Raw genomic sequence first — 13,303 nt, 5'->3', positions numbered from 1 at the left:
CGCTTCAGGGATTGACGCACCGCACCACACCATGACCGAAACCGTCATCCCTCTCTACGATCTGCGTGATGGCCAGCACCATCGCGCCACGGTGCCTAATGTCCCCAATGTGCTCGTCCCAGCAGAGGGCAGGCTGACGGACACGCGCGGCCGCCGGCTGCACGATCTGCGCATCTCGGTGACGGACCGCTGCAACTTCCGCTGCGTCTACTGCATGCCGAAGGACGTGTTCGACAAGGATTACCGCTTCCTGCGGCACTCCGAGTTGCTGTCGTTCGAAGAGATCGAACGCATGGCGCGGTTGTTTATCGAGCACGGCGTCGAGAAGATCCGCCTGACCGGCGGCGAGCCGCTGCTGCGCAAGGACATCGAACGCCTGGTCGAGATGCTCGCGCGCCTGACCACAGCCGAAGGCAAGCCGCTGGACCTGACGCTCACCACAAACGGCGCCCTGCTCGCACGCAAGGCGCAGTCGCTCAAGGACGCGGGCCTCAGCCGCGTGACCGTCAGCCTTGACGGCATCGACGATGCGACTTTCCGCCGCATGAACGACGTCGACTTTGCGGTGGGCGAAGTGCTGCATGGCATTGAAGTGGCGCACAAGGTCGGACTGGCACCAATCAAGGTCAACATGGTCGTTAAAAAAGGCGACAACGATGACCAAATCGTGCCGATGGCGCGTCACTTCCGTGGCAGCGGCATCATCGTCCGCTTTATCGAATACATGGACGTGGGCACGACCAATCACTGGGAAATGCGCTCTGTCGTGCCCTCGGCGGAGGTCGTCAAGCGGCTCTCGGCGGAGTTTGCGATTGAGCCCGTGTCGGCCAACTACAGCGGTGAGACGGCCGAGCGCTGGCGCTACGTTGATGGCGCTGGCGAAATCGGCGTGATTTCCAGCGTGACACAGGCGTTCTGCCACGAGTGCACGCGCGCCCGGTTATCGACCGAAGGCAAGCTATATCTCTGCCTGTTCGCCACAGAAGGTTTTGACCTGCGCGCGCTATTGCGCGGCGGCGCGACCGATCTCGAACTCTCCAACGCGATCCGCACGGTCTGGCAAGGCCGCGCCGACCGCTACTCCGAATTGCGTGCCAGCGGCGAGGCCCATCCGGCCGGCCGGCGCATCGAAATGTCCTACATCGGCGGCTGAACCCGCCAGCATCCAACGACATGATTCCAACATCCGACATCACCGGCCTGATCCTTGCAGGCGGCCGGGGCAGCCGCATGGGCGGCGTCGACAAGGGCCTGCAGACGTTTCGTGGCGCGCCGATGGCGATGCATACGCTGATGCGCCTGTCGCCGCAGGTCGGCCATATTCTGATCAACGCCAACCGCAACCTCGCCGCGTACGAATCGTTTGGCGTGCCGGTGGTGGCGGATTCGGTGCCAGACTTTGCCGGCCCCTTGGCAGGCATCCTGGCCGGGCTCGAGCAATGCCAGACGCGCTACCTGCTGACCGCGCCTTGCGATTCGCCCTTCGTGCCGACCGACCTCGCGGCCAAGCTCTCGCAGGCAATGGACGAGGCCAACGCGCACATCGCCATGCCGGTGACGATGGAGCCGGATGCGCAAGGTCAACTGCGTCGGCAAGTGCAGCCGGTATTCTGTCTGATCGATGCGCTGCTGGCCGACGACCTGATCGCCTATCTACAAGGTGGTGGTCGCAAGATCGAAACCTGGACCGCGCGCCACGCGACGGTGGACGTGTTGTTTGACGACAGCACCGCCTTCGCCAACATCAACACGCTGGAAGAGCTGCACCATCTGGCCGAGCGCCGCTAGAGCGCCAACGCCATCCGATCCCTCATCGACGCCATGACCACCCTCGCCTCTGTCGTTTCGTGCCTGTCCGATTACGATCCGAACGCCCTGCCCGTCGCGCAAGCGCAAGCCATCATGCGCGACTTCGTGCAGCCCGTGAGCGGCGTGGCCCGCGTGCCCATCCGCAGCGCGCTTGATCGCGTGCTGGCCGAAGACGTGCTGTCGTCCATCGATGTGCCTTCGCACGACAACTCGGCAATGGACGGCTTTGCCTTTGCCAGCGCGGAACTTGCAGGTGATGCAGGCGAAGTCTCCTTGCGCGTGATCGGTACGGCGTACGCGGGTGTCGCCTTTGATGGTGCGCCCAACGCAGGCGAAGCCGTGCGCGTGATGACCGGTGCCGTCATGCCGGTTGGCTGCGATACGGTCATCCCGCAGGAATTCACGCAGGGCGATGGGGACACCGTCCGCTTTGCCCGCGATGCCGTACGCGCCGGCGACAACCGTCGTCTGCGTGGTGAAGACCTCGCGCAAGGCAGCGCCGCGCTGTCCGCCGGCCGTACGCTGCGCCCCGCCGATATCGGCCTGCTCGCCTCACTCGGCATCGCCGAAGTGTCTGTGCGCCGCAAGCTGCGCGTGGCGTTCTTCTCCACCGGCGACGAGCTGCGCTCCATTGGTGAACCGCTCGACGCCGGCTGCGTGTACGACTCCAACCGCTACACGCTGCACGGCATGCTCTCGCGCCTGGGCGTGGAGCTGCTCGACATGGGCGTCGTACGCGATGACCCGGCAGCGCTCGAAGCCGCGTTCCGCACCGCCGCCGAAAATGCCGATGCGATCATCACTTCGGGCGGGGTCTCCGTCGGCGAAGCGGACTTCACCAAACAGATGATGGCCAAGCTTGGCGACGTGACGTTCTGGAAGATCGCCATGCGCCCGGGCCGGCCGATGGCGTTCGGGCGCATCGCGTCAAATGGCCGCAGCGCGTTCCTGTTTGGCTTGCCGGGCAACCCGGTGGCGGTGATGGTGACGTTCTATCACTTCGTACGCGGCGCGCTGCTGCGCATGATGGGCGCCACCGACGCGGGCGCGCCGTTGGTGCCGGCCGTCAGCGCCGCCCCGATCCGCAAGCGCCCCGGGCGCACGGAATACCAGCGCGCAATCGCTGCCCTGAATGATCGCGGCCAGCTCGAAGTCCGCCTGACCGGCCAGCAAGGTTCGGGCGTCCTGCGTTCCATGAGTGAAGCAAATTGTTTCGTCGTGCTCGCCCACGAACAAGGCCAGGTCAACGCCGGCGACGCCGTGCAGGTCCTGCTGTTCGACGGCCTCGTCTGAGTGGCGTGGCGACGGCGGCTCTTGTGCCGTCTGCAACACCGCATGCTGTCGGTTTTTTGCGTCACCTGCGGGCTGCGGGTATCGGCGCATCGGTCGATTCGCTACACTCTGCGCCAGTTTGATTGTTTCGGATTTGAGCTTGAGCACTGCCATGATGACCAAGGAGATTGCGTATCTTCACCCGGCCCACACCGCACGCGCGCTGGTGCTGGTGTATCTGTGTTTCTCGCTGCCGGTCGTAGGGCTGTTCTTCTTCGTCGGCTTCGTCCGCTACGGTGAACTGCCGACGATTGTCGTGCTCAGCGGCCTGATCCTCAATGCCCTGGTTGGTTTTGGTGCGCTGTGGCTGGCCTGTCACGCCTACAACTGGGTCGCCGAGCGCTTTGGCGGTATCGAGATCCTGCTGCGCGACGTGCCGGAAGAAGCCTGATCGCTTCTGCGCGGTCCAAGAAGAAGGGGCGGAAATATCCGCCCCTTTTCTTTTGCTGATGCCGACGTTCTATTCGGCGTTGCCTTATTCGGCCTCGGTTTCGTCGTCCTGCGGCACGGCGGTTTCCAGCCCCAACACGCTCTGCGCGGAATCGCTCGGCAGCGCCTCCACCGCTTTGAGCTTGCGGTTCATCTGGCGCGTCCGCACCTCGGCCTGCTCGATGTTGCTGACGGCCCGCTCCAACGTTTTCTTGGTCGCGGCCAGCACATCACCAAACTTTCCGAACTCGCTCTTCACCGCGCCGAGCACTTGCCAGACTTCGCTGGAGCGCTTTTCCAGCGCCAGCGTTCGGAAGCCCATCTGCAGGCTGTTGAGGATGGCCGTAAGCGTGGTCGGGCCTGCCACCGTCACGCGGAACTTGCGCTGCAACTCGTCGGTCAGGCCCGGGCGGCGCAGCACTTCAGCGTAGAGGCCTTCGGTCGGCAGGAAAAGGATGGCGAAGTCGGTCGTGGCCGGCGGCGCGATGTACTTCTCGTGGATGGTCTGCGCCTCTTTGCGCACCGCGACTTCCAGCTCGCGGCTGGCGACGGCAGCGGCGTCGGCGTCGGCCCGTTCCTGCGCGTCGAGCAGGCGTTCGTACTGCTCTTTCGGGAACTTGGCGTCGATCGGCAGCCAGACAGTTGCATCGTGATCGGCATCGGTCTTGCCAGGCAGGCGGATGGCGAATTCCACGCGCGCGCCAGTACCATGCACGGTCTCGACGTTCTTGTCGTACTGCTCGGGCGTGAGCATCTGCTCCAGCAGCATCTCAAGCTGAACTTCGCCCCAGGTGCCACGCGTCTTCACATTGGTCAGCACCTTCTTCAGGTCGCCCACGCCCTGGGCCAGAGCCTGCATTTCGCCCAGGCCGCGATGTACCTGTTCCAGCCGATCCGACACCAGCTTGAACGATTCGCCAAGCCGCTGCTCCAGCGTGGCGTGAAGCTTTTCATCGACGGTGCGGCGCATCTCGTCGAGCTTGGTCGCGTTGTTCGCCTCGATGTCCTTGAGCTTCTGTTCCAGCGTGGCGCGCACCTCGGCCAGGCGACGCTCGTTGCCCTCACCCAATTGGGAGAGCTGCTGCTGCATCGTCTCGCCAAAGCGGCGCAGCGCGTTGCCCTGCTCCTCGCGTGCCTGCTGGGCTTGCTGCTGCAGATTCTGGCGCACGGCTTCGAGCTGCTGCGTGTTCGTCTCGGTCAGCTTGGTGAGCTGCTGCGCAAACGTGTCGATCTGGTTGTTCTGCAGCGTGGCGACGCTAGTGAGCTGTGTGGCCAGCACCTGCTGGAACTGCCCCAGCTGCTGTGTGACGTCGCTGCGGCCGATGCGGGCCGTCTCAGCAATTTCACCGCGCAGTTCTCGCTCGATGCGTTCGTTGCCACGCATGAGCTCATCGCGCAGTGCCGCGAGCATCGGCGACATATCGTTCTCTGCCGGTCGAGACACGCCGCGCCAGATCAACACGCACAGCACAGCCACCACGGCTACGCCCAGCAACGTCAGTAAAGCCAACCAATCCATATCAGTTTTCGATCAGGAGGACGCGCGCTGCGCGAGCGCATCCGGGTTCAACAAGTTGGGCGGCTGCCCCGCGTGCGGGCCGAAGCCCAGCGCAGCGATCAGGTTATCGGCCGCCAGGTTCGCCATGCCCAGGCGCGTGCCCAAGGTGGCACTGGCAATGTGCGGCGTGAGCGCAACGTGCTCGGCCTCCAGCAACGCCGGATGCACCTTCGGCTCGCCCTCGTACACATCCAGGCCGGCCGCGAAGATGCGTTTTTCCGCCAGCGCCTGCGCCAACGCTGCGTCATCCACGATGCCGCCGCGCGCGAGGTTGACCAGCGTAGCCGTCGGCTTCATCTGTGCCAGCTCTGCGGCGCCGATGGCGTGGTGGCTTTCCTTGGAATACGGCAGCACCAGCACGAGATGATCCGCCTGTTTCAGCAGCGCGTCCTTGCTGACGTACGTGGCCCGCGTCTCCTGTTCGACTTCCGGCGAAAGCCGGCTGCGGTTGTGATAGATCACGCGCATCGAGAAGCCGCTTGCACGCCGCGCCAGCGCCTGGCCGATGCGGCCCATGCCAAGAATGCCCAGCGTGCTGCCACATACCTCGGCCCCGAGGAAGGCGTCGTAAGTCCAGCGCTTCCAATGCCCCTCACGTAGCCAGCGTTCGGATTCGGACACACGGCGTGCGGCGGCCATCAGCAAGGCCCAGCCGAAGTCGGCGGTGGTCTCGGTCAGGATGTCGGGCGTGTTGGTGGCCAGGATGCCCGCGCGCGTCATCGCCGCGAGGTCAAAGTTGTTGTAACCGACGGCCATGTTGCACACCGCACGCAGCGTCGGCACGCGGCGGATCAGATCGGCGTTGATGGTGTCGGCGGCGTTGGACAGCAGGCCAACGCGACCTTGCAGACGCTCCGCCAGCGCTTCGGGCGGATAAACGACGTCCGCTTGGTTGTCGATCACGTCGAAGGTCTCGCGCAAGCGCTCAAGCACTTCGGGAAACATCGCGCGGGTGACAAGGATTCCGGGTTTCATACGTTCAGCACACGTTCGGTTAGCGGAAGAAGACGAAGGTCATCAGAACGAAAATCGGCACGAGAATGCAAACGGACCACAGCATGTAGCCAAAGAAGCTCGGCATCTGCAGGCCACGGCTTTCGGCGATGGCCTTGACCATCAGGTTGGGCGCGTTGCCAATGTAAGTGTTTGCGCCCATGAACACGGCAGCGGCGGAAATGGCGGCCAGCGTGGAGGCGCCCTCGCTCATCAGCATGCGCGCGTCGCCGCCGGCGGTGTTGAAGAACACGAGATACGTCGGCGCATTGTCGAGGAACGACGACAGCAACCCCGTCGCCCAGAAGTACATCGCGTTGTTCGGCTGGCCCGCGCTGTCGTTGACGAGATGGACGATGCCCGCGAACGGGCCATCCACGCCGGCCTTGAGCATGGCGATCACCGGCCCGATCGTGATGAAGATGCCGGCAAACAGCTTGGCGACTTCCAGAATGGGCTCCCAGTTGAACTCGTTGCCGGCGCGCGCGCTACGGGGCGTGAGCCACAGCGACAGCAGCGCGATGACGACAAGCCCGATGTCGCGCACGACGTTCTGCAACAGTACCTCCGTGCCCATCACGTAGAAGACGATGCCGGGCTTCCACAGCCCACTCATCAGCACGAGGCCGAGAATGCCTGCCAGCAGTACAAAGTTGACGTTGCCCTCGAAGCGCAGCGGGCCCGCGTCGTCCGGCGTGGCGTCGGTGATGTTGGGTAGCTCCTCCTTGCCCGTGTGATAGAGATAGCTATCAATGACGAAGAAGATCGCCAGCAGCAGCACCCACATCGTGAGCGTCTGCCGCCACAGATGTTGCGTGGTCCAGAAGAAATCAACGCCCTGCAGGAAGCCGAGGAATAGCGGCGGATCGCCCAGCGGCGTAAGCGCCCCGCCGGCATTGGCCACCAGAAAGATGAAGAACACGACGACGTGCGCTCGATGCCGGCGCGCTTCGTTGGCGCGCAGCAATGGCCGGATCAGCAGCATGGCTGCGCCGGTCGTCCCCATGATGCTGGCCAGGGCCGTGCCGAGTGCGATCAAGCCTGTATTGAGCTTTGGCGTGCCATGCAGATTGCCGCGAATGCAGATACCGCCTGCAACAACGTACAAAGCGGCGATCAGCGCGATGAAGGGAATGTATTCAGCCAGGGCGGCATGATTGATGGAAGCGATGGCCGCGTCAGAACCGAACACGATCCCGAACGGCACCAGAAGCGCCAACGCCCACGCCGCCGCGATCTTGCCGTAATGCTCGTGCCATAGTTTGGGCACGACGAGCGGCGCAATGGCAATCGAAAGCAGGATGCCCGCAAACGGCACACCCCATAACAGGTGCAACTCAACGCCGCTCACATCAGCGGCGCGCGCCAGGCCACAGACACACAGGAAGACAAGGGGCCAGAGGCGTTTCACGTAGGCGTTCTCCTAATCGCGGGCGCACACCGCAAACGCGGCCGCGCCACACAAACAAAGACGCCAGTGTAAACGCCCGAGGTCTATCGACCCTAAACATCCACAGAGGTTTGACGGGGCAAGGCGCCCCCGAACGTTGCCTCAGGCAGCCGTCACCACGATCACGTGTACGCGATACGGCCCATGTGCGCCAAGCACAATCGTCTGCTCGATATCGCCCGTGCGCGACGGCCCGCTGATCACGTTGGTGGCACGCGGCAGCTCGCCCCGCTCCGCTCGCATCAGCGCATAGGCGTCTTCCAGATTGGCGACGATGCGCGACTGCGGCACCACGGCGATATGCGTTTCGGGCAGCAGCGCCGTGGAGGCGACATTCTCCGGCGCCGACAGCAGCATCAGCGAGCCCGTCTCGGCAACCGCGCAGAAGCAACCCGTAATGCCAACGAGATCGCCGTGTTCCTGATCGGCTTGCGCCTCACGCACGGGCGGACGGAATTCGATGTCGATGCCGGCGGCCGCCCAGTCCAGCGATTGCAAGGCGGTCCAGGCCACCGCCTGCGGCTTGAGGCTAAGGCCGGACAGATAGCGAGCCACAGCGCCCGGCACGTCGGATAGCGCGTCCACCGTATCCAGCGTGGAGGCCATCTTCAGTGCTTGCTCGGCGAAATGCACGGCGAGGTTCTCGGGCACTGGCGGGCGCGGGCCGGCGGGATGGCGCGCGAGGTAATCCGCCACAGCGTCGCGCTCCCCCTGTGTTGGTGTCGCGGGACGATGCTGCGCATTGCGGATGCGCGCAAAGATGGCATCGCGTGCGCGGCTGGTGTCGAGCGGGTCGACGGGGGTGTCCGGTTGTGATTCCATGGCGGCTCCGAAAGATCGATCGATTATACGAGCCACTTTCAGCACGATCCGCCCAGGCCGTTGAAACTTATTCGGCGCGGGCGTGAGCCTTATTGCACGCCGAACACTTGCTTCAGATATGTGAGGTAGGCCGGATCGTCGCACATGGTCTTCTCCGGTGCATCCGACAGTTTGGCCACCGGCTGGCCGTTGCAGCGGACCATCTTGATGACGATCTGCAGCGGCGTGTAGCCCAGGTCGTTGGTCAGATTGGTTCCCACGCCAAACGCCAGCTTGCAGCGGCCGTGGAAACGCTCATAGAGGCCGATGACCTTGGGCATGTCGAGACTGTCGGAGAAGATCAGCGCCTTGGACTTCGGCTCGGCGCGCATGTCCTCGTAATGCTTGAGCATGCGCTCGCCCCACTCGAACGGGTCGCCAGAATCGTGGCGAACGCCATCGAAGAGCTTGCAGAAAAACATGTCGAAGTCGCGCAGGAAGGCGTCAAAGCCGTAGGTATCCGACAGCGCGATACCGAGATCGCCGCGATATTCCTTGGCCCAGGTTTCCAGCGCAAAGGTCTGGGAATCGCGCAGGCGCGGACCGAGTGCCTGACAGGCTTGCAAGTACTCATGCGCCATGGTGCCAAGTGGCGTCATGCCGTGCTTCATGGCGAAGTAAACGTTGCTGGTGCCCGCATACTGGGCGCCGAGCTGCGCACACGTCTCCAGCAGCACATGTTCGTGCCAGGTGTGCGAGAAGCGACGGCGGGTGCCGTAATCGGCAATGCGGCATTCCTCCAGGCCGGGGCGCTTCAGTGACGCCAGCTTGTCGGTCAGGCGACGTTTGCCCTCCTCCCACTGCGGGTGCGTCTGCGTGCGGCTGAAGAACACCTCGTTGACGATGGCCAAGACTGGCACCTCGAACATGATCGTGTGCAGCCACGGCCCCGCGATGACGATCTCGATCTGCCCATCGTTGCTGGGCGCCTGACGCACGTCGATGTACTTCTCGTTGAGATGAAACAGGCCGAGGAAATCGACGAAATCGCTCTTGATGAAGCGCATCCCGCGCAGGTAATCGAGTTCCGCATCGGTAAAGCGCAGGGTGCAGAGATGGCGGATTTCCGCGCGAATCTCGTCAATGAACGGCACCAGATCAATGCCCGCGTTGCGGCACTTGAAGCGGTATTCGACGTGCGCGCCAGGAAAGTGATGCAGCACCACCTGCATCATCGTGAATTTGTACAGATCGGTATCGAGCAGCGAGCGGATGATCATCGGACGGCGCAAAAAACCATATGAACTGGCCGTCATGCTAACCGAAGCCACGCGGCCCGCCTGCGGCAGTCACACAAATCCCGGTGCACGGCCCGGAAAATGGCCGTTTTGGGGTTCCAACCGGACGGGAAACCCCTTGATTCCGCTATAATTTCCGGTTTCCGACCGGATTTTTGCACCATGGAAGCAGAACGCCTCAATGCCATCCAGAACACGTTGGCCGACCTGAAGTCGCGCGCCGACGACCTTCGGAGGTATCTTTGACTACGACGTCAAATCTGAACGTCTAGTTGAAGTCGATAAGGAACTCGAGAACCCCGAGGTCTGGAACGATCCCAAACGCGCCCAGGAGCTGGGTCGCGAGAAGAAGTCGCTTGAAACCGTCGTGCTGGCACTGACCAAGCTCGACGAAGACCTCACCGGCGGCGCCGAGCTATTCGAGCTGGCCCGCGAAGAGGGTGACGACGACACCATCGAAGCCATCGAGGCTGACACCGCGGGCATGCGCGCCATTGTCGAAGACATGGAATTCCGCCGCATGTTCTCTGGCCCCATGGACGCCGCCAACTGCTTCATCGACATCCAGGCCGGCGCTGGCGGCACCGAAGCGTGCGACTGGGCGTCGATGCTGCTGCGCCAGTACCTGAAGTACTGCGAGCGCAAGGGCTTCAAGACCGAAGTGCTGGAAGAGTCCGAAGGCGACGTGGCCGGCATCAAGAGCGCATCGATCAAGGTCGAAGGCGAATACGCCTTTGGCTTCCTGCGCACTGAAACGGGCGTGCACCGCCTGGTGCGCAAGTCGCCGTTCGACTCGGCAGGCGGGCGCCACACGTCGTTCTCGTCGATTTTCGTGTATCCGGAAGTCGATGATTCGATCGAGATCGAGGTCAACCCGGCGGATCTGCGCGTCGATACATACCGCGCTTCGGGTGCGGGCGGTCAGCACATCAACAAGACGGATTCGGCCGTGCGGATTACGCACATCCCGACCGGCATCGTCGTGCAGTGCCAGAACGACCGCTCGCAGCACCGCAACCGCGCCGAAGCGATGACGATGCTGAAGTCGCGCCTGTACGAGCACGAGCTGCGCAAACGTCAGGCCGCTGCCGACGCACAGGAAGCTGCGAAGACCGACGTGGGCTGGGGCCATCAGATCCGCTCCTACGTGCTCGACCAGAGCCGCATCAAGGATCTGCGCACCAACGTGGAAATCTCCAACACGCAGAAGGTGCTGGACGGCGACCTCGATCCCTTTATCCAGGCCAGCCTGAAGCAGGGCGTCTGATCCGAGCCAAACCAGAGCGACTGCCATGTCTGACACGTCCCTGTTCATCCTGACCGGTGCCTCGCGCGGCCTGGGCGCCGCGCTTGCCCAGGCGCTGATGCAGCCCGGTCGCCGCCTCATCTGCGTGGCACGCGGCGACAACGCTGAATTGCGCGCGCAGGCGGCCGCCGCCGGCGTGACGCTCGACTGGCACCAAGTCGACCTGTCTAACGCGCATGCCGCCGAGGCGTGGATGACCAAGACGCTTGCCGCCCTGCCCGCCTTTGCCAATGTGACGTTGGTGCTCAACGCCGGCGCGGTCGAGCCGATCGGCACGATCGACACGCTGCGTGCCGATACGCTGCTGCCGCACCTGCAACTGAACCTGGCAGGCCCGATGGCGCTGACCGCTGCCCTGCTGCGCGGCACCGCCGCATGGAACGCGCAGCGCCGCGTGCTGGCGATCTCGTCGGGTGCGGCACGCCGGCCGATCGCCGGTTGGGCCGCGTATTGCACGGGCAAGGCCGGGCTGGACATGTTCGTGCGTGCCATCAACGCCGATGGCGACGCGAGCGTGCGCGCCGTGGCGCTGGCCCCGGGCGTGATCGACACCGACATGCAACGCACAATCCGTGGCGCCGACTTTGCCGGCGTGCAGCGCTTCCGCGATCTGCACGCGCATGGCGAGCTGGTCTCGCCGCAAGACGCCGCCGCGCGCATCGCCGCCTACCTCGTCCGCCCCGACTTTGGCGCGACCGAGCTGGACGATCTGCGCAACATCGCCTGAACCGACATTTCTCTCTCCTCACCATCATGACAGAACAGAACAACCCGGCCGAATCGAACACCGCGGCCGCCGTGCCGGCGCAGGACGACAACAAGATCATCGCCGAGCGCCGCGAGAAGCTGGCAGAGATCCGCCAGCAGGGCGTCGCGTTTCCCAATGATTTCCGCCCGACGCACCATGCCGGTGATCTGCAAGCGAAATACCGCGAGCTGGAGCAGGCTGCACTGGAAGCCGAACCGGTGCAGGTGGCCATCGCCGGCCGCATGATGCTCAAGCGCGTGATGGGCAAGGCCAGCTTTGCCACCGTGCAGGACGCCACCGACCGCATCCAGTTCTACATCAGCCGCGACGCCGTGGGCGAAGACGTCTACGCCAGCTTCAAGAAGTGGGACCTGGGCGACATCGTGGCCGCGCGCGGCACGCTGATGAAGACGAAGACCGGCGAACTGTCGGTGGCTGTGACGGAGCTGCGCCTGCTCTCGAAAAGCCTGCGTCCGCTGCCGGGCGACTACTACGGCCTGGCCGACCAGGAACAGAAGTATCGCCAGCGCTACGTCGATCTGATCGTGTCGAAGGAAACGCGCGACACATTCCGCGCCCGCACCAAGGCCATGGCTTCGCTGCGCAACTTCATGGCCGGCAACGGTTTCATGGAGGTCGAGACGCCGATGCTGCATCCGATTCCGGGCGGTGCCGCAGCCAAGCCGTTCATCACGCACCACAACGCGCTGGACATGCAGATGTTCCTGCGCATCGCACCGGAGCTGTACCTCAAGCGCCTGATCGTCGGCGGTTTCGAGCGCGTGTACGAGATCAACCGCAACTTCCGTAACGAGGGCGTGTCGCCGCGACACAATCCCGAGTTCACGATGATGGAGTTCTACGCGGCCTACACGGACTACCGCTGGCTGATGGACTTCACCGAACAGTTGATCCGCCAGGCCGCCATCGACGCCTCGGGCACCGCCACGCTCACCTATCAAGGCCGCGAGCTGGATCTTGCCAAGCCGTTCCATCGCCTGACCATCTGCCAAGCGATCCAGAAGTACGCGCCGCAGTACACCGATGTGCAACTTGCCGATGTCGACTTCCTGCGTGCTGAGCTGAAGAAGTTCAAGATCGACACCAACGCGCCGCAATTCCTGAACGCCGGCGTGGGCACGTTGCAGCTCGTGCTGTTTGAAGAAACCGCCGAGTCGCAGCTGTGGGAGCCGACCTTCATCATCGACTATCCGGTCGAAGTGTCGCCGCTGGCACGCGGCTCCGACACGCTGCCTGGCATCACCGAGCGCTTCGAGCTGTTCATCACCGGCCGCGAAATCGCCAACGGCTTCTCCGAGTTGAATGATCCGGAAGACCAGGCTGAGCGCTTCCGCAAGCAGGTCGAGCAGAAGGACGCCGGCGACGAAGAAGCCATGTTCTATGACGCCGACTACATCCGCGCATTGGAGTACGGCATGCCTCCGACCGGCGGCTGCGGCATCGGCATTGACCGCCTGGTGATGCTGCTGACGGACAGCCCGAACATTCGCGACGTGATCCTTTTCCCGCACCTGCGCCGCGAAGACTGATCGGCTCGGTCCTCCATCTCAAAAAACGC

12 protein-coding genes are annotated in these 13,303 nt (G+C 63.7%); 7 read left to right on the top strand and 5 right to left on the bottom strand.

Features of this window, described 5'->3' with window-relative positions; genetic code table 11:
• Positions 1–31: 31 nt before the first annotated feature.
• From moaA to ACCD03_RS04475, 4 genes are all read left to right on the top strand, one after another.
• A complete protein-coding gene (gene moaA / locus ACCD03_RS04490) occupies positions 32–1,153 on the top strand; it encodes a GTP 3',8-cyclase MoaA (protein ID WP_325655034.1) in 1,122 nt (373 codons plus the stop codon).
• A 20-nt stretch (positions 1,154–1,173) separates the two neighbouring features.
• The gene (gene mobA, locus ACCD03_RS04485) at positions 1,174–1,788 is read left to right on the top strand and encodes a molybdenum cofactor guanylyltransferase MobA (RefSeq protein ID WP_325655035.1); all 615 of its coding nucleotides are present in this window, start codon (positions 1,174–1,176) and stop codon (positions 1,786–1,788) included.
• A 33-nt stretch (positions 1,789–1,821) separates the two neighbouring features.
• On the top strand, positions 1,822–3,102 hold the full coding sequence (glp, locus tag ACCD03_RS04480) for a gephyrin-like molybdotransferase Glp (RefSeq protein WP_325655036.1): 1,281 nt from the start codon (positions 1,822–1,824) through the stop codon (positions 3,100–3,102).
• Positions 3,103–3,253: 151 nt separating this feature from the next.
• The gene (locus tag ACCD03_RS04475; RefSeq protein ID WP_004635681.1) at positions 3,254–3,532 is read left to right on the top strand and encodes a hypothetical protein; all 279 of its coding nucleotides are present in this window, start codon (positions 3,254–3,256) and stop codon (positions 3,530–3,532) included.
• An 84-nt stretch (positions 3,533–3,616) separates the two neighbouring features.
• Here ACCD03_RS04475 and ACCD03_RS04470 read toward each other — a convergent pair whose 3' ends face one another.
• From ACCD03_RS04470 to pncB, 5 genes are all read right to left on the bottom strand, one after another.
• Positions 3,617–5,089, bottom strand: a complete 1,473-nt coding sequence (locus ACCD03_RS04470) for a DNA recombination protein RmuC (RefSeq protein WP_325655037.1) — start codon at positions 5,087–5,089, stop codon at positions 3,617–3,619.
• A 12-nt stretch (positions 5,090–5,101) separates the two neighbouring features.
• Entirely contained in the window at positions 5,102–6,103 is a 1,002-nt protein-coding gene (locus ACCD03_RS04465; RefSeq protein WP_325655038.1) for a D-glycerate dehydrogenase, read from the bottom strand.
• Positions 6,104–6,122: 19 nt separating this feature from the next.
• The gene (locus ACCD03_RS04460) at positions 6,123–7,532 is read right to left on the bottom strand and encodes a sodium:proton antiporter (RefSeq protein ID WP_325655039.1); all 1,410 of its coding nucleotides are present in this window, start codon (positions 7,530–7,532) and stop codon (positions 6,123–6,125) included.
• A 141-nt stretch (positions 7,533–7,673) separates the two neighbouring features.
• Positions 7,674–8,393, bottom strand: coding sequence for a lactate utilization protein C (locus ACCD03_RS04455; RefSeq protein ID WP_325655040.1), 720 nt, complete (start codon positions 8,391–8,393; stop codon positions 7,674–7,676).
• 89 nt (positions 8,394–8,482) lie between these two features.
• The gene (gene pncB / locus ACCD03_RS04450; RefSeq protein ID WP_045204413.1) at positions 8,483–9,652 is read right to left on the bottom strand and encodes a nicotinate phosphoribosyltransferase; all 1,170 of its coding nucleotides are present in this window, start codon (positions 9,650–9,652) and stop codon (positions 8,483–8,485) included.
• A gap of 180 nt (positions 9,653–9,832) precedes the next feature.
• Here pncB and prfB point away from each other — a divergent pair.
• From prfB to lysS, 3 genes are all read left to right on the top strand, one after another.
• A protein-coding gene (prfB, locus tag ACCD03_RS04445; RefSeq protein WP_102064856.1) for a peptide chain release factor 2 occupies positions 9,833–10,937 on the top strand; the annotation gives its coding sequence in 2 pieces (ribosomal slippage) (positions 9,833–9,913 and positions 9,915–10,937; 1,104 coding nt in all).
• A gap of 25 nt (positions 10,938–10,962) precedes the next feature.
• On the top strand, positions 10,963–11,703 hold the full coding sequence (locus tag ACCD03_RS04440; protein WP_325655041.1) for an SDR family oxidoreductase: 741 nt from the start codon (positions 10,963–10,965) through the stop codon (positions 11,701–11,703).
• A gap of 26 nt (positions 11,704–11,729) precedes the next feature.
• Positions 11,730–13,274 (top strand): lysine--tRNA ligase, encoded by a 1,545-nt coding sequence (gene lysS, locus ACCD03_RS04435; protein WP_325655042.1) that lies wholly within the window; start codon positions 11,730–11,732, stop codon positions 13,272–13,274.
• The last annotated feature ends 29 nt before the right edge of the window (positions 13,275–13,303 follow it).

It is taken from the genome of Ralstonia sp. Ralssp135, from assembly GCF_047304345.1.
GTDB classification, from domain to species: Bacteria; Pseudomonadota; Gammaproteobacteria; order Burkholderiales; family Burkholderiaceae; genus Ralstonia; species Ralstonia chuxiongensis.
This window is presented reverse-complemented; position numbering and strand designations above follow the sequence as displayed.